The following is a 17087-nucleotide window of genomic DNA, read 5'->3' as shown; positions in this document are numbered from 1 at the left end:
GTGTAAAATATTTAGGTACTTTATTTGAATTTTATAAATAAATTGATAATTAGTTGACATAATTAAAGTTATGTAACCTTTTTAGTGAGAAATCGCTGCGAAAAGGCTATTTATTTCAAAGTGGTAACAATTTCAAGTGCATAGGTTACAAAATTGTGATATATTGATTTTTGTAAGTTTTACACAGTTCTACACCTGAATGAAGCAGTACATAGATTCAAAGCGCATAGAAACTAGGAGGTAAGCATGAAAATTAAATTCAGAACGACGATTAAAGCTATAGCGGCTGTTGTGGGAATCAGTGCATTGCTGCACGCAGTTCCTGCTCAAGCAGACAGCATTCATATTGTAAAAGAAGGAAATACCTTTTACTCACTTTCTAAACAATACGGAGTCGGTACGAATGAATTGATGAAGGCTAACCCTAAGGTTGCATCCTTAAATATGTACCCTGGATTGAAAATAACAGTTCCTGGTCATCTGGCAGCCAAGGCGGTTGCATCTGCTCAAGTAATAACTAATAGTTCCTCAGCAATCTCAGCCAGCTTCAATGTAGAGCCTGATTCGAAGAAGGTTGAGGCATGGGGCAAGGTATTCAATTACGACAAAACCTTGCAGGTTAAAGCTTCAGCTTATTCCTCCGCAAGCAGCGAGAATGGAATATGGGGTGCGGTCGATTACTTTGGTAACGCACTGAAATTGGGAACAATCGCCGTTGATCCTAGTGTAATTCCAATGGGCACCAAGGTGTTAGTGACGGGTTATTCACACCCGGGTCTGCCTAAGCTTGCTTTCGTGGCCACAGCAACCGATCAAGGAAGCGCAATTAAGGGTAACCGTATTGATATCTTTATTCCTGGAAGCCAAAGCTTTGTGTCCGATTTCGGATTTCAGTATGTTCAACTATATGTAATTCAATAAAGAGACGTGAAATTCCTGCAAATTGTCGTATAAAGTTGCAAAAGAAACGGAGGATGCCCTTAGCGGCGTCTCCGTTTCTTTTATTTATTTTTGGATACTTGCAGCATTTGCGGTACTGTCACAAAAGTATATCCCCGTTTACGCATAATCGTGATCACTTCGGGGAGTGCTTGAATTGTCCCTCTGAGATTGCTCCCTTGTCCACCGCCACCATGCTGCAGGATGATTGATCCTTTTCCTGCATGTGCCAGAATATTGTTCCTTACCTGCGCTTTGGAGAGTCCCCTCCAATCCAGGGAGTCCACGTTCCAATTCACAAGCTTATAACCACGTGCTTTCGCCCACCTTAGCTGCTGCTCACTGATATCTCCATAGGGTGGCCGAATCAGCCGGGGCTTGTACCCGGCCAGCGCTTGCAGGATGTTCTCGGTTCGAATAATCTCGGATCTGAAATCATTCAGCGTAAGCTTAACGAACTGTGGATGGTTATAAGAATGGTTGCCGACAACATGACCTTCACGAATCATTCGTGATACCAGCTCAGGGTGTTTCTTCGCCCGACTGCCCACTACGAAAAAGGTCGCCTTAACGTGGTACTTCTGCAGAACGTCTAGCAGTTGTGGGGTAAACCTTGGGTCAGGCACATCATCAAAAGTAAGAGCGATTATTTTACTACGGGGGCCTTTGGTCATAATCGTCTCGGGATATTTACGCAGTAGCTGGCTTAGGGAGAGCCCTTTAGAATTTTTGCGGGATTGGACAGTCGATGCAGCAGCTGAGGTACCTGCCTGGACAGCCTGTTCTTCAGGAGAAGTAGAGAACTTATAATCCTGAGCTTCTCCAGATCCCTGCAAGGAGGCTGATGCTAGCCCTGAAGCAGATAATGGACAGAGTAGGATGATTATTATGCCCACTACGATGAAGTGCTTCCAACCTCTATGTCGGTTATCCATCTCCTAATGCCTCCCGTTAACCCTTAGTGCTGTAATTTTCTACCTTTGTTATCTCCATGGACGAAGGAATTTATGCTTGCTAGCAACCTTTTCGGTTAATATTTCTTCCTGTATACTAAATCTTAAGGAACAGTTGCCAGTACTACTAAATAAGGGACGGAAAGGATGGAGACAGGAATGACGGATTTGTTTACTCCTTATGAATTAAGAGGTCTAACCTTAAAGAATCGGATCGTTATGCCACCGATGTGCCAATATGCTGTGGAGACACAGGATGGTATGCCTAACGAGTGGCATTTTGTCCATTATGTCAGCCGTGCCGTTGGAGGTACCGGCTTTTTAATAGTGGAAATGACCGGTATACATCCGGATGGGCGTATCACGAAGAACGACACAGGAATCTGGAGTGATGACCATGTTGAGGCTTATCGAAAGATTACGGATAGCGTTCACGCCTCTGGCGCTAAGATCGCTGTTCAGTTGGGACATGCCGGTCGCAAAGCAATAGATGCCGAGCCGCCTGTCGCACCATCCTCAATTGCGTTCGATGCGAATTCCAAGACGCCGCAGGCTCTTTCCAAGAAAGAAATCGCCGAGTTGATCGAAGCTTATGCTGAGGGAGCGCGCAGAGCGGTACAAGCCGGATTTGATACTGTAGAAATCCACGGAGCTCATGGCTACTTAATTCACCAGTTCCATTCGCCGCTGACAAATATCAGAGAAGATGAATACGGAGCTGACCTTGCCCTTTTTGGTGAACAGGTTGTCAGAGCCGTTAGAGATGTTCTGCCTGCTGATATGCCTTTGCTGATGAGAATTTCTGCTAAGGAATATGTGGACGGAGGGTATGATGAGGGCTATGCTCTGGAAATCTGCCGCCGCTATAAAGATGCAGGTGTAGACATGTTCCATGTTTCCTCAGGAGGAGAAGGTCCGATTGGTTCGAATGGCGTTCCTAACGCTGGGACTGCTTACCAGGTGAATCTTGCAGAATATATCCGTAGCGGCTTACAGATACCTGTGATAGCGGTGGGTCGTCTGGATTCGTATCAGGTTGCCCAGTCTATTATCGCTGAAGAACAAGCAGAGCTTGTAGCTATTGGCCGCGGGATGCTCAGTGATCCTTATTGGGCGTTACATGCGGAAGAAGCGCTGGGAGGCGTACAAAGCGTCCCTAAGCCCTATGAACGTGGCATATGGAATAGAAGTAGACTCTAATTTGTGTGAAGTAAGTCACAGATTTTAAGTTCCTTCTAAGGCATGTTTATTAAGATTAAATTTGAAGGAGCTTGATAACGTGGCGACGGTTATAAGTAACGAGCGGCTAACAGACGGAGTATACCATCTCAGGGTAGCAGGGAATTACGGCGGTGAAATGGGTCAATTCTACATGTTGCGGGCATGGGGAGCCTATCCACTTCTGTCCAGACCGCTTAGCATACATCAAGTGCACGATGATGGTGTTGAATTTTTGTATCATGTTGTAGGTGAAGGAACGAAGCTCATGGCTGAATTAAACCCCGGAGATCCTATTGGGCTTGAAGGTCCATTTGGCAGTGGGTTCCCTCAGGTGGAAGGTAAAGTTGCACTCGTGGGTGGGGGGATCGGGATTGCCCCGCTTTATTATTGCGCTCAAGAACTACCCGGCTGTGATGTGTTTCTGGGCTTTAGCCGCCAAGCTTTTCGGGAGGAAGCTTTCCGTCCTCTGGCAGCTGAACTTATGGTGAATGTCGGTGGATTAATTTTGGATAGTGTTGATTTCACACAATATGATCACATATTTGTCTGCGGCCCACATCCGATGTTAAAGGCGGCACAGCTAAAAGCAATTGCTGCTGAAAGCGCAGGCAGCCAGACCAATGTCTATCTGTCGTTAGAGAACCGGATGGCCTGCGGGATTGGTGCTTGTCTTGTCTGCAGCGTGTCCTGTCGTGATGGTCAACGGAAGGCTTGTGCGGACGGCCCAGTCTTTCGGTCAGAGGAGGTAATATTCCATGACTAATATGAGCGCAAGCATTGGTAATGTTCATTTCAAGAATCCGATTGTGATGGCCTCCGGGACGTTCGGCTTTGGCCGGGAATATGGCAAGTTATATGATTTATCCTGCTTAGGCGGAATTTCCGGTAAAGGGCTTACACTAAATCCCAAGGCTGGGAATCCTGGTACACGTGTATATGAAACGGCATCAGGTATGCTGAATAGTGTCGGGCTGGAGAATCCGGGTGTGGCTGCATTTCTGGAAAAAGAGTGCCCGCACTGGGAGACTCTCGACACAGCGCGCATCGTTAACCTGGGTGGCAATACCCTTCAGGATTATGTCACGGGAGCAGAGATGATCCAGCGTGATGCTGATGCTCGTGAACGCTCAGGTAACGTTGCAGTAGATATGATCGAGCTGAATATTTCCTGTCCTAACGTAAAGGAAGGCGGCATCGCATTTGGTATTAAGACCGTGGCAGCACAAGAGGTAGTTCGGGCTGTGAGACGAGCTACGAAGCTGCCGCTTGCCGTGAAGCTTTCTCCAAATGCTGAGGATATTGCTGTGATGGCTCAGATGTGTCAGGAGGAGGGTGCAGACGCAGTTTCACTCATTAATACGATCTCCGGTATGAAGATTGATGTCCGCCGGCGCAGCAGCGTGTTTAATAATCTGTATGCTGGATTGTCTGGACCGGCTATTAAACCGGTGGCGTTGCGTATGGTGCATCAGGTTGCACAGCGAGTTACGATTCCGATCATCGGAATGGGTGGGATTACCTCTGCTACGGATATCATCGAATTTATTATGGCTGGAGCGACGGTTATTCAAGTAGGAACCTATAATTTCATGAATCTGCGAGCGGGTAGTTCACTAGTTGAAGAGCTGGAGCAGTTTATGATTCAAGAAAGCATTAGTTCATTGGACGAAATTCGCGGAATCATCTAAAGGACTAATATAGATGGAAGGGGGAAAGCTGCTTCATGATTCTTCCTGATGATATTGAATTGTCCGTAACAGTAGTTGGCCGGGATATTCTGCTGCTCATCACCGGAGGTGTTCGCCATATCGGTGCAGCTAGCACGGCCTATCTGGACGGGGAGAACGTCGAAGTATTAACCTCTGCCGTTCCTCACCACAAGGAACATACGATCAGCGAAGCCATCGCGCGCAAAGTTGCAGCAAAGCTGCGCAAAACAGTAACCGTTGTAATGGGAATTCACTATGATGATCTGACGAAGGAAGGCATCCTGGAAGTTGTGGAGATTGTAAATGCTAAAGTTGATCAATATTTAGGGCAATAATATGAAACGGTATTGAATTCCCTGCGTAAAAGATAACAAATGAGCTTTTAACTAAGCATTGACTTACAAAGCGAGGTCAGGAAAGTAACGCTCACCAAACTTAAGCGTATGCTTACAAAATTTTAGGAGGAATGTCAAGATGTCTATATTTAAACGATTACGCGATTTAACCATGTCCAATGTGAATGCGATTATTGACAAAGCAGAAGATCCTATAAAAATGACCGATCAGTATATCCGCGATATGGCAGAGGATTTAGAGGATGCTGAGAAAGCTGTAGCTGCCCAAATCGCTATTGAAAAGAAATTTAAGCAGCTCTATGAAGAACAGGAAGCCCTTGTTACTAAGCGCAACCAGCAGGCACATGCTGCTGCTCAGGCTGGTAACGCCGACCTTGCCCGTCGTGCCCTGGAAGAGAAGAAGTCTGCTGAAGTCAAGCTCGTTGAGTATAAGAGCAGCTTTGACCAGAACAAAGCGTCTGCAGATAATCTGCGTGGCAAACTGGATGAAATGCGTAAACAACTCACTCAGATGAAGAACAAACGTGAGACGCTTGTAGCGCGCTTCAACGCAGCCAAGGCCCAAACGGAAATCAATAAAGCAATGAGCGGATTTAGCTCCGATTCAGCATCGGCAGGACTTAAGCGTATGGAAGACAAAATGCTGCAGGCCGAAGCACAGGCTGAAGCCAGCAACGAAATGAGCTCCGGTAATAAATCGCTGGATGATGAATTTGAGAAGTTAAACAAGGATCAGGGAGTCGAAGACGAGCTGGCCGCACTGATGAAGCAATACGACAAACAATAATATACGACCTTAGCCAAGAGCACGGCTGATGTTCCATAGGCGAAGGGGAGACAGTAGTAACGTTTCTCCTTCGCTTTATCTATGCTTATCCTAGTATCTAAATTGAATATACGGGGGCAAAAAAATGGATCTCCATGTCCTGGTGTCCATGGTCGTATGGACGGTGAGCAGCGCTGTGCTGCTGTTTGTGCTGATGTACGTGGATTCACTGTTTACCCGATATAATGATTTGGAAGAGCTAAAAGCAGGCAATATGGCGGTTACTACAAGGTTTGTGCTGAAGCTCTTGGCGCAAGCATATATATTATCTTCTTCGATTGCTGCCGCAAGCAGTTTGGGAGAAGCTCTGCTTGTCTCCGTATTCTCCTTTCTGCTATTATTTGCTCTTGAAAAAACAATTCATCTCTTGCTTAGCAAATGGGGAAAGATTGAGCTGGATCACGGCACTCAGCTTGGCAAAATAGGGTATGGATTATTTTCAGGCTCATTGCATATTGTAGGAGCTTTATTAATTTCGGCTTTTTTGTAAGCCTACGCTCACAAACTTAAGTTAATGCTTACGAGGCAGTTTTGTACGAAGCTATTCATAGAGGACTATGCTTACAAAACTAAGGTCTATGCTTACGAAGCAAGTTTGTTTGAAGTAATTCAAGGAAGCTTACGCTCACAAACTTTTAGGAGGAACGAAATTGAGTATATGGAAACGTATTGGGAATCTATTTTCCAAGCCTGCGGCTTCGGGTATAACAAAGAGTATGTTAAACCTGGCTCCCGGAGACATTTGCGAGGTGTCGCTTGCTTCGTATGAGGTCACCGGACGGACCCATACCAATGGACGCAATGCAGTGGTTCTAACCTTGCGTGATGGAAGCCAGATTGCCTATTTGCATATTGAGGAGCGGGAGCGGCTGCGATATGCATTATATCGAGCGATCGACGGGCGGCTAGATGATCCGGCTGAGGTGCCGACTACGCTTCAATTGGATGATTATACTTATTTCTTAGAAGAAGAATATGAAGGATATGCTGAGGTAGTCGGTCAAACTCCTTTTATCAATGGTGGGGAGCAGCATGTATGGCAGTATCAGTCAGATGATTCCCGCCTCCTCCGGGTGGAATGGCAGAATGGACGATTTATGTTGTATGAAGGGGAGTCAGTCATTCCAGCCGATGTAAAGGTCATCCGTGCTTCTTAATATGACGTTTGAACACATAGTGAAGGGAAGAGGTGTAATCTGAGCGATTGCGCCTCTTTTTCATGATAAATTTGCGAACGTATATTCCTACATGGTAATATTATTGTATATTGTTGTCAGGAAGGGATGGATGAGATTGATGGATTTTGCATTGGATGAATTTGTAGGCTTTCTATTAACGGCTAAAAAGGCTACCTATGCATCCCAAGGAGATGAGGCGTCCGTCGAACCGCTGCTAGCAGGCTTCCGCCAGTTAGAATATCAAAAAGGAGAGTATTTCTATAGAGATTTGTACGTAGGGATGTCTTTTTTTGCGGGACAGGAGAGCGTTTACTTTCGTAATGAACCAATATGGACGATGACTTATGGAGGGGGAACGGGCAATGAACAGAGGGTATTTGAAGTCCGGGCCATCTATACCTTTCTGAGAGAAGCACTGAGTGTAGTTTCACAGGAGAGTCCTTATCGTGGTCCTTCCACCTATGTGCAAGCCGAATATCAATATCTGAATGACAACCAGGGTACTTTGGAGAGGTTTTTTGGGACGGAGAAGATTTTGCTGAAAGGTAAAGAGGTATATTCCTTGCAGTATTGTGGTGGATTTACCAGATGATGGATAAGAAATGAAACTTATCTTAAGCCGAATCGTAGTACGGAATAGTGAGAAAAAGGAGGAATTTGCAATGGATTCCAAGAAGGAGCAAGCGATAAGTCCTAAAGAGTTTGTTAAAAATATAATTAAAGGTGCGACATTTGGTTCGGTATTTGATCCGGATATGACGGAAGAGAAAGTAAAAGCTACACCGGAATTCTCCACCCAACAAGTCATAAATCATGTTACCGGGAAAGAACAACTGTCAGAACAAGAAATGGAAGAACTAAAGCGAGCTGCGAAATATAACAGATTTATTTAATAATTGTAAATTCGTGAAGGATATCGCCCTACCCTAGGGATGCTATCCTTTTTTTTTGTTTATAGTTAGAATAGTTCTGTTGAGACATCATGATTAGATGGAAAATGGAGGTGCTATATGAACGGAAATCAGGAATCAGTAGATCATAAATTTCAGAGAAGAGCACTTCAGGTTTCAGAGGCACAAGCTAGAATAACGGAGGTTGCCAATGTACTTGAATTTGAGGATGTGCCGCTTAATCAAAGCTGCGGACGTTATTTGGCAGAGCGGGTTATCGCACCACACCCCTTTCCGGCATTTAACCGCTCAGGTATGGACGGCTTTGCCTTACAGGCGGCAGATATTAAGAACTGTGGAAACGGAAATCGTGTTTGGCTAGAAATCGTGGACAATATTCCATGTGGTGCTGTATCCACAGTTGAGATCACAACGGGCACAGCTGCCAGAATTATGACGGGAGCTCAGGTGCCTGAGGGTGCAGATACTGTTGTGATGCTGGAAGTTACAGAGACTCGTGTGACCGCGGGAATTACATATGTTGGCATAAGTAAAAAACAGGATGCCAAGCGTAATATTACGCCGCGTGGTCAGGAGCTAAGTCAGGGTGATCTTGTACTCCCTGCTGGCGGGATGATTTCGGCTGGGGAAATTGCTGTTCTGGCAGCCTTTGGCATGGATATGGTCAAGGTACACCGACGGCCTAAGGTTGGTATTTTTGCAACGGGCACAGAACTGTTGGAGGTACATGAACCGCTGCAGCCTGGCAAAATCCGCAATAGCAACTCCCCCATGCTGGAAGCGCTGGTACGTGAGACTGGAGGAGAGCCAATCATGCTTGGAGCGATTGTGGATGACTTGGAGCTGGCTCGCGGTAAACTGAAGCTGGCAATGGAGAACTATGATTTTGTGATCACTACAGGCGGTGTTTCAGTAGGGGACTATGACATTATGGGTGATTTGGTGCGCGAGCAAAGTGGAGATATGCTATTTAACAAGGTGACGATGCGTCCGGGTAGTGTAACTACTGCTGCTGTTCGCGAAGGAAAGCTATTGCTGGCGTTATCGGGCAATCCTGGAGCCTGCTTTGTTGGCTTTCAATTGTTCGCCCGTCCGGTAATTGGCCTGATGCAAGGTGCAGCACAGCCTTTTCTGCCAGAATGGACCGCAACGTTAGGGGCGGATTATCCTAAAGTGAATAACTATACCCGGTTTGTGCGTGCACGACTGGAGATCCGTGAGGGGAGTTTGTATGCTTTTCCGGCCACATTGGATGAATCCTCTGTGATGGTAACGATCAAAGATAGTGATTGTCTGATCATTGTGCCACCCGAGGAGCGGGGCCTAACGGCTGGAGCGAAGGTAACAGTACTTAAGCTGCCCGGAGAAATACGGGGATAATTATTAGTAAGACTATTTTGAAGCCAGAACAGGGGGAGGTTCAGGATGAAACGTAGCAGAAGCAGTACAACCCGCAGTGGGAGCATCTATCGCAACAAACAACTGGGATTTCAACAACTAGGGGACCATCCATCGCCGATTTCTTCAGAGCAACCCGCTGTTCTTCAGATCGTAGGCTACAAAAATAGTGGCAAAACTACGCTGATCTGTGCACTTATTCCGCTGTTGCAGAAGAAAGGTTACACAGTAGCTGTAATTAAACATGATGCGCACAGCTTTGAAATCGATCACGAGGGTACGGATACCTGGCGGCAAAGGGAGGCGGGTTCCTCTGCGGTTGCTATCACAGGAGGAGCACGGACTGTGCGGATCGAAGAGCGCGGCAGCAGTTTAGCAGAACTGGTCGCATCCTTTTCCGGCTACGATTTCATACTAGTTGAAGGTTTCAAGAACGAAGCTTATCCCAAAATCGTACTGATTCAACAAGAAGAGGATTTAGAGCTACTGAAGAAGCTAAATAACATCTGGGCTGCCGGTATCTGGGCACCGATGAGGAATGCTGTAACCCTTGAGGTTCCAAAAGGCTTCATGCAATATGACATCAACGATGTTCCAACGATTGCAAGTCATTTGTGCCAACAACGTTCTTATTTTCAAAATTTCATCATATGAAAAATTCACAATAGAAAAGCCAAATTAATCACCTGCTGCAATCTAGCTCTGTTTCTATAGATCGGGTCATAAGGAACGGCGGCCGTGCCATTCCGGAATCCCAAAAAGCAAGCACCGCCGATTTTTATACAAAAATCTATTGAAACTATGATTCCAAGCGCCGTTCAATGGCTTCAGACATCGTTTTGTCCGTAAGGTGTGCATATATTTCTGTGGTCTCGGTAGAAGCGTGTCCAAGTTGCTCTTTGGTTTTATAAATATCATTCTGCAGATAATAATCAGTTGCAAAAGAGTGGCGAAGCTTGTGCACCGTTAGATAAGGTTTGCCAAAACGCTTGGCGTATTTAATAATCATTTCCTGGATGGCTCGTTTAGTCATCCGTTTACCTTCTTGCTGCCCGTTAGGTAGAGCGATAAACATTGCTTTTTCCCTTTTTGGTGTTTTATAACGGGACTGACGCAGATTTAGATAAAGGGCTATATCATCCTTGGCTTGCTCCCGGAAATAGACAGGGGTCTTGAACGTTTCATCATTGTTGCCCTTGCGAGTGACATACATCAGCTTATTATTGACATCCACATCATCTACGTTGAGATTGACAACCTCGGAGACGCGGAGACCGGAATTCAGGATTAGGCTGGCAATGCAGGCATCGCGTTCACGGTTTAACAAGAAGGAGTAATAGGCTTGTTTGTTAGCTTCGATATCACGTCCATAGCCTTCATAGATGTAGCCTACAAATTCCAGCAGTTCCTCATCCTCCAGAATTTTGCCCTTTAGCTTGGCTGCGGTATCCTTCGGCTTATGTAAACGTTTGATTTCAACCTTGGCCATGATGTTACGTTTGAGCAGCGGATAGAAGTTTTCATCCTCGGCAATCTGGCTCAAATAGTGAAACAAGGAGCGTAACGCAGACAGTTTGCGGGATACAGTCACCCGCGTGTTCGTTCCTACTGTTCGAGTAGTCAGATATAGCCGGTAACCAACAATATTGTCCATATGCAAAGTTTCGAGATCTAAGAGGGTTAGCTCTGTATTATTGGTGGCTACCGTCAAGCCCTCACCGCGCAGCCAACCGAAAAAAGACTCGTAGTCCCGAATATACTCCAGCAATGTAGATGGAGATAGATCCGGACGCTTGAAGTCTATAAACTGCTGCACAAACCAGGGTATGTGTGGCATCTTTAATTCTAGATTTCTACGATCGCTAATTTTCTGGATGCTCATGAGATTCACCTTTTTCGTAGTTTTCCTGTTAGTTCTTTCCTCTATCTTATCATGTTTTATTTCAGTTCGATCATTCCTCTATCTAATTTGGTTTATCTATTCTATAATTATATGGAAAAAATGAGAGAAAGGATGAATGTTATTGCGAAACTTCAAAATGGCATATGTAATCCTTTGTCATAAGAATCCTGAGCAGATAAATATGTTAATCCATAGCTTAACCGATGAGAATGTTGAGTTCTTTCTGCATGTGGACAAAAAAAGTAATATCCAGCATGAGATTTTACATCAGAACAATATTCATTTTGTGGAGCAGCGTATTAACGTGCATTGGGGGCATTATAGCCAGATTGAGTGTATTCTGAAATGTTTTGCCTTAATCCAAGAACATGGAGTATTCAGTTATATTCACGTCATTAGTGGGCAGGATCTGCCTCTCGTATCCAATGGGATTATTGTAGATTTCTTTAAGGAAAACCAAGGGAAACAGTATGTTAAGCATGTGGAATTACCGAATGCAGCGGAGATGTGGGGATGTTTGTACAGAGTATCCGTATATTATCCGAAATTTATATTATCACGGCACAAGCGGGTTACCGCGCTTAGAAACCGCTACATCAACCTGATCATGTCGGTTCCCAAGCTGAAGAGAAACTTAAGCAGTCTGCCTAACAAGCTGTATAAGGGCTCAAATTGGATGTCGATTACCGGTGAATGTATGGATTATATTCTGGAATTCACTAAGAATAACCCCGGATATGTGGATTTCTATAGACATTCCTTTTGTGGGGATGAAATATTTTTCCATTCGATTATTTTGAATAGCCACTTTAAGGAGCAGGTAGTGAATGAAGTAAAGAGATACACAGACTGGACATCAGGACCGGAATTTCCAAGAACCTTGACGGTGGAAGATAATGAACGGATTCAGAGTAAAGGAACGGAATGCTTCTGGGGACGGAAGTTTGACATTGAGGTGGATAGAACAATTATTAGGGAAATCCTGCAAAAAGTCTGATGATCTCAGCATTAGCATATGCGGAATGTGGTTTAGACTGATTATTATGATAAAATGTTCTTATTCACAAAATGTACAGAGGTGAACCTAATGGAGCTTGGGATTGAACTGGTTCCCAAAGAGCGGAAGCAGATAATCAGCAGACTAATGCAGTTCTATTTGTATGATTTTAGCCGTTATCTGGATCTTCATGTTGATCAGGATGGGGCTTATCCAGCGTATCCCGGACTTGAAGCCTACTGGTGCAGTGGGATTAATAAATGTCCATACGTTTTTAGAGTAGAGGGTGAAATCGCCGGATTTGCGCTCGTTGACCGCTTGCTGCGCAATCCTGAGGGGCAGTATTATATGACAGAATTTTTTGTGCTGCAGAAATACCGTCGAAGCGGTATAGGAACATGGGCTGCGCACAAGCTTTTTGATATGTATCCAGGAGACTGGAAGGTTTCACAGATTCGTGCTAATACACCTGCGCGTAATTTTTGGCATCGGGTAATTGAAGACTATACGGGTGGTACGTTTGAAGAGCGCTTTAATCCTAAACTGGGTAACCCCAGCCAGTACTTTAGTACTTTAAGTATCAATAAGGTCAAGTAAACTAAAGCTTCATCGGGAGGCATTACATATGGAGAAACGGAAATATGGCAGCACGGATATGGAAGTTAGCATACTGGGCTTTGGCGGCTCCGAGATTGGCGATCAGGATGAACAAACTGTAAATCGGCTGCTGAGTGGTGCACTCGAGGCCGGACTTAATCTTATTGATACGGCGGAATGTTACGGCCATAGTGAGGAATTGATCGGCAAAGTACTTGCGGGTCGCCGCGATGATTATTATTTGTTTACAAAATGTGGGCATGCCGCAGGTCTCGAATTTGCAGATTGGGACCATTGCTGCTTGAGCAAAGTATTGACCGCAGCTTGAAGCGGCTGAACACAGAGTATGTCGATGTAATCCATCTTCATAGCTGCAGCGAGGAAATCCTCCGCCGGGGTGAAGTTATTCAGGTGCTTGAGCGCGCGAAGCAAGCGGGGAAAACACGGTACATCGGGTATAGTGGCGATCGCAATGATGCTTTATATGCAGTACAGACTGGACTATTTGATAGTCTGGAAACTTCGGTGAATATAGCAGACCAGGAGGTTATCCAGCTGACTCTTGGTGAGGCGGCACGGCGCGGCATGGGCGTAACAGCCAAACGTCCAATCGCTAATGTTGCCTGGGCATTCGAGACCATGAAGCAAGAAGAGTACCCTTATACTTATTGGAAACGTCTACAAGAGCTAAATTACAGTTTCCTTGAGGATGTGCAAAAAGGGGTTGAGGTTGCTCTGCGCTTTGCGCTCAGCACAACCGGTGTTCATACGGCGATTGTAGGTACAAGAAATCCAGACCGCTGGGCCCAAAATGCTACCCTGCTTACGAAGGGCAACTTACCCCAAGAACAATATGACCAGATTCGCTCACGCTGGCAGGAAATCGCCGGCAGTGACTGGGTAGGCCAGACGTGAGTTGGCTGTAATCAGCAAGGGTACACGAAGAAGTACTGCGAAATAGCAGTACTTCTTTTAGTTTTTAACAACTTCTAAATTGATAATGAAATTTAAGTGTGCTATAATTCGCACATATAAATAAGTGAGAGAGGAACCTTGAGAACCCATGGCGGAACTAAAACGATTCGGATACGGTCTGCAGGCATTAGTTGTTCTGGCTTCACGTTCTGGGCAATACTCCAGTACAGAAATCGCTGAGCTTATTAACGGTGAGGCTACAGCTCTACGCAAAATCCTTTCCAGACTTACGGATGCCGGATTTATTGAAGTTAGTCAGGGTAGAGGGGGCGGGTATACGTTAGCCAGAAAACCGGAGGATATTACGTTAGCGGAGGTCTACCGAACACTTCAGGATGATGGGGCACAGTGGGAGCGGATGCTCGATACAACAGGCAACAATTTTTTTGGTAAAAAGGTGCGTGAATCCTTTGAACAGATCATTATGGATATTCATACACAGGTAGATCATGTGTTACTTTCATATACAATTGCGGATCTAATGGAGTAATTTTTTTGGTTAAAGTGTGCTGAATTTTGCACATATCATAAAATATGATCTTACTTAAGGAAGAGAATGGTTATAATGAAAATTAAATGGTTTGGTCAATCTGCATTTCTGCTTACTTCACAACAGGGTACTGTGATCTTAATTGATCCGTTTGGAAGACGTTTTCTAGGTTATCGTATACCTGAGCTTCAGGCGGATATTGTTGCTGTGACACATGATCACCGTGACCACAATCAAGTTAAGGTGGTTCAAGGTAAGGTAGAACTCGTGAATAAGCCAGAACATTACACAATTAAAGATGTAGAGATTCAGGGAATTCCAACGTTTCACGATAATGTAGGTGGGGCGAAGCGAGGCAAAAATATTGTTTTTGTGTTCACCGTAGATGGGCTGAGAATCTGCCATACCGGAGATCTGGGTCATATCCTGACCGCGGAGCAGGTACAGAGTATCGGTAAAGTGGATGTTCTTATGCTGCCTGTTGGCGGTGGGGGAAAGACCCTTGATGGAGTAGGAGCAGCAGAGGTGATGCGGCAGTTGCAGCCAACAGTTGCTATACCTATGCATTACAGTACAAAGGCCTTAGGCCTCTTCGGCAAAATACTTTTTGACCGTGAAGACAAATTTCTGAGAGCCGCCGGTTATCCCGGTACTGAGGTTAAAGAACTAAATATCTCCCAAGAGACACTCGAGGACTACCGAGGCGTAGTTACCTTTCAGTATAAATAATCAGCGGCAAGAGAAGAGGAACGGCAATGGCTTCTAAATTCACTTCATCCCGAAATTCTGTTAAAATCGCCTTCACTTTGCTCAGCGCACTGACTGGAGGTGCCTTGTTCATGCTCCTGCATCTGCCTATTCCTTGGTTGCTCGGACCGATGATTGCCACACTGATAGGCTCCAATATTGCCAAAAAGTATTATGTGTGGCCAGGCCCGATCAGAAATACAGGAATGATTATTGTAGGTTATACCATCGGCTTGTCACTTACAGCCTCAGCGCTAAGGGAGATGGCCAGGCAGCTACCCTCCATGCTTCTCATGACAGTTCTACTGCTGTTGTTCTGTGCAGGTATAGCGCTCGTAGTATCCAAAATATCCGGAATTAATTATAAAACAATTCTGCTAGGGAGTATTCCCGGTGGATTGACGCAGATGCTCGTCTTAGCGGAAGAAACAGAGGATATCAATCTTACAGTTGTGACCGTCATCCAGGTTGTTCGGCTGATGATGATCATTGTGTGTGTACCCTTGTTAATATTCAGTCCGCTATTTGGCAACAGTAGCGGAGCCACAGATGTCACACCGTTATTGTCGGCTACATCGGCCATTTGGAGTGACTTGTTTCCGAATATGATTCTATTTGCGATTGCTTGTACTCTTTGTGGGATACTAGGCCAAAAAATTAAGTTTCCCACGGCCTATTTACTGGGTCCGGCAATTATTACGGCCGTTATCCAAATAAGCGGTGTACATGGCCCTGCACTTCCGTTCTCTATGATTAATGCCGCTCAGCTGATGATCGGTGTATTCGTTGGGCTGCTCCTTGACCCTCGCAAGCTGCCCAATAAGCTACAGACTATATCCCTGGCCATAGGCAGTGGTATCCTGCTCATTGCGGGCTCATATGGACTTAGCTTACTTTTCTCTTATGTTGTAGCTGTTTCAGGTTCAACGGCTCTACTTAGTTTAGCACCTGGCGGAATGGACCAAATGAGCCTGATCGCCCATGAAGTGAATGCAGATTTGTCTACAGTGGCTGGGTATCAGTTATTTCGTACGTTTTTCATTTTCTTTGCGGTCCCACCGTTGTTTAAATTGATCTTCGGCATCAAAAAAAAACAGACCTCTACGATTAGTTAACATAACTAATATTATGTTAACTGAATGTGATAAATGAAAACCCCCTTAAATGGATTGACTTTCAACACCATAAAATGTATATTTAACACTGTTCAATAGTTGAACAGTGTTAAATTACGTTAAGGGGAGGTTTATCCATGACCAAGGAGGAAAGGCAAGAGCGGGAACGAGAGGAAATGCGGGTATTGATTCTCGATACTGCCAGCCAGCTGATTGCTGAGGGAGGGATAGAAAAACTGTCCATTCGCAAAATTGCTGACAAAATAGAGTACTCCCCAGGGATTATCTATCATTATTTCCAGGGCAAAGAGGATATTATCGAGCAGGTGCTGCAAAAAGGCTACCGTGATATGTTAACCGGATTGAATTCAGGGCCAGCCCGTGAGCAAATAGAACAATCGCCAGAAGAGCTATTGAAACAATCTTTACGGCAATTCATTAAGATGTCATTAGCTGAAGGATCACAATACAGGAATGTGATGCTTAATGACTCTCCTTCTATCTTGAGTCATACAGCGGTGCTCTTCAAGGGCGCTGCGCAGGAACGACAAGCGTTAGGGATGCTCTGCCAGTGTCTTCGACAATTTGAGCAGATGTCCACCCGCGAAGACATTTATGTGGAACGGACGGCACAGGTGATCTGGAGTGCAGCGTTTGGATTGATTTTGCGGATAACAATAGAGAAGGGTTTGCCGGAGGAGCAGAGGGAGGCGCTGATCGCTCACTACCTGGAGGCGATGCTGGCTATTGTTACGAAGTAAGGCATAGCATT

At 45.1% G+C, this 17087-nt stretch carries 20 protein-coding genes and 1 pseudogene; 19 read left to right on the top strand and 2 right to left on the bottom strand.

Annotated features, from left to right (window positions below):
* Positions 1-246: 246 nt before the first annotated feature.
* On the top strand, positions 247-921 hold the full coding sequence (locus tag GJB61_RS16085) for a 3D domain-containing protein (RefSeq protein ID WP_154119694.1): 675 nt from the start codon (positions 247-249) through the stop codon (positions 919-921).
* Positions 922-1001: 80 nt separating this feature from the next.
* Here the strand turns inward: GJB61_RS16085 and GJB61_RS16080 are convergent, their stop codons facing one another.
* Positions 1002-1874, bottom strand: coding sequence for a polysaccharide deacetylase family protein (locus GJB61_RS16080; protein WP_154119692.1), 873 nt, complete (start codon positions 1872-1874; stop codon positions 1002-1004).
* Positions 1875-2051: 177 nt separating this feature from the next.
* On the opposite strand from GJB61_RS16080, the gene GJB61_RS16075 reads away from it, so the two are divergent.
* The 11 genes from GJB61_RS16075 (at position 2052) to mobB (ending at position 10145) form a co-directional block, all read left to right on the top strand.
* Positions 2052-3092 carry an NADH:flavin oxidoreductase/NADH oxidase gene (locus GJB61_RS16075; protein ID WP_154119690.1) on the top strand — a complete coding sequence of 347 codons (1041 nt, stop codon included), beginning with the start codon at positions 2052-2054 and terminating at the stop codon, positions 3090-3092.
* A gap of 79 nt (positions 3093-3171) precedes the next feature.
* Entirely contained in the window at positions 3172-3876 is a 705-nt protein-coding gene (locus GJB61_RS16070; protein WP_338115874.1) for a dihydroorotate dehydrogenase electron transfer subunit, read from the top strand.
* Positions 3869-4801, top strand: a complete 933-nt coding sequence (locus tag GJB61_RS16065) for a dihydroorotate dehydrogenase (RefSeq protein ID WP_154119686.1) — start codon at positions 3869-3871, stop codon at positions 4799-4801. The genes GJB61_RS16070 and GJB61_RS16065 overlap by 8 nt, the downstream gene beginning before the upstream one ends.
* Positions 4802-4836: 35 nt before the next feature.
* The gene (gene lpdD / locus GJB61_RS16060; protein WP_154119685.1) at positions 4837-5157 is read left to right on the top strand and encodes a prenylated flavin chaperone LpdD; all 321 of its coding nucleotides are present in this window, start codon (positions 4837-4839) and stop codon (positions 5155-5157) included.
* Between the two features lie 139 nt (positions 5158-5296).
* The gene (locus GJB61_RS16055) at positions 5297-5965 is read left to right on the top strand and encodes a PspA/IM30 family protein (protein WP_154119683.1); all 669 of its coding nucleotides are present in this window, start codon (positions 5297-5299) and stop codon (positions 5963-5965) included.
* A 124-nt stretch (positions 5966-6089) separates the two neighbouring features.
* Positions 6090-6494, top strand: coding sequence for a DUF350 domain-containing protein (locus GJB61_RS16050; RefSeq protein WP_154119681.1), 405 nt, complete (start codon positions 6090-6092; stop codon positions 6492-6494).
* A gap of 160 nt (positions 6495-6654) precedes the next feature.
* Positions 6655-7161: a DUF4178 domain-containing protein gene (locus GJB61_RS16045; RefSeq protein ID WP_154119679.1), complete on the top strand. Its 507-nt coding sequence runs from the start codon at positions 6655-6657 to the stop codon at positions 7159-7161.
* 130 nt (positions 7162-7291) lie between these two features.
* Positions 7292-7774, top strand: coding sequence for a DUF5680 domain-containing protein (locus GJB61_RS16040; RefSeq protein WP_229521841.1), 483 nt, complete (start codon positions 7292-7294; stop codon positions 7772-7774).
* 70 nt (positions 7775-7844) lie between these two features.
* Positions 7845-8075: a hypothetical protein gene (locus tag GJB61_RS16035; protein ID WP_154119677.1), complete on the top strand. Its 231-nt coding sequence runs from the start codon at positions 7845-7847 to the stop codon at positions 8073-8075.
* A 117-nt stretch (positions 8076-8192) separates the two neighbouring features.
* Positions 8193-9473, top strand: coding sequence for a molybdopterin molybdotransferase MoeA (locus GJB61_RS16030; protein WP_154119675.1), 1281 nt, complete (start codon positions 8193-8195; stop codon positions 9471-9473).
* Between the two features lie 45 nt (positions 9474-9518).
* Positions 9519-10145, top strand: a complete 627-nt coding sequence (gene mobB / locus GJB61_RS16025; RefSeq protein WP_154119673.1) for a molybdopterin-guanine dinucleotide biosynthesis protein B — start codon at positions 9519-9521, stop codon at positions 10143-10145.
* A 145-nt stretch (positions 10146-10290) separates the two neighbouring features.
* On the opposite strand, the gene xerS is transcribed toward mobB, so the two are convergent.
* Positions 10291-11373 carry a tyrosine recombinase XerS gene (xerS, locus tag GJB61_RS16020; protein WP_154119671.1) on the bottom strand — a complete coding sequence of 361 codons (1083 nt, stop codon included), beginning with the start codon at positions 11371-11373 and terminating at the stop codon, positions 10291-10293.
* Positions 11374-11530: 157 nt separating this feature from the next.
* Here xerS and GJB61_RS16015 point away from each other — a divergent pair, with 157 nt between their 5' ends.
* The 7 genes and pseudogenes from GJB61_RS16015 (at position 11531) to GJB61_RS15985 (ending at position 17076) form a co-directional block, all read left to right on the top strand.
* Complete coding sequence (locus GJB61_RS16015) at positions 11531-12391, top strand: beta-1,6-N-acetylglucosaminyltransferase (RefSeq protein WP_195724353.1); 861 nt, start codon at positions 11531-11533, stop codon at positions 12389-12391.
* A gap of 90 nt (positions 12392-12481) precedes the next feature.
* A complete protein-coding gene (locus GJB61_RS16010) occupies positions 12482-12988 on the top strand; it encodes a GNAT family N-acetyltransferase (RefSeq protein WP_154119667.1) in 507 nt (168 codons plus the stop codon).
* Positions 12989-13016: 28 nt separating this feature from the next.
* A pseudogene (locus GJB61_RS16005) lies at positions 13017-13903 on the top strand (aldo/keto reductase).
* Between the two features lie 148 nt (positions 13904-14051).
* A complete protein-coding gene (locus tag GJB61_RS16000) occupies positions 14052-14453 on the top strand; it encodes an Rrf2 family transcriptional regulator (protein ID WP_154119665.1) in 402 nt (133 codons plus the stop codon).
* Between the two features lie 75 nt (positions 14454-14528).
* Entirely contained in the window at positions 14529-15182 is a 654-nt protein-coding gene (locus GJB61_RS15995) for an MBL fold metallo-hydrolase (protein WP_154119663.1), read from the top strand.
* Positions 15183-15208: 26 nt separating this feature from the next.
* Positions 15209-16315, top strand: a complete 1107-nt coding sequence (locus GJB61_RS15990; RefSeq protein WP_154119661.1) for an AbrB family transcriptional regulator — start codon at positions 15209-15211, stop codon at positions 16313-16315.
* A gap of 137 nt (positions 16316-16452) precedes the next feature.
* Positions 16453-17076, top strand: a complete 624-nt coding sequence (locus GJB61_RS15985; RefSeq protein WP_154119659.1) for a TetR/AcrR family transcriptional regulator — start codon at positions 16453-16455, stop codon at positions 17074-17076.
* The last annotated feature ends 11 nt before the right edge of the window (positions 17077-17087 follow it).

It is taken from the genome of Paenibacillus monticola (assembly GCF_009664975.1).
Classification (GTDB): Bacteria; Bacillota; Bacilli; order Paenibacillales; family Paenibacillaceae; genus Paenibacillus_AQ; species Paenibacillus_AQ monticola.
This window is presented reverse-complemented; position numbering and strand designations above follow the sequence as displayed.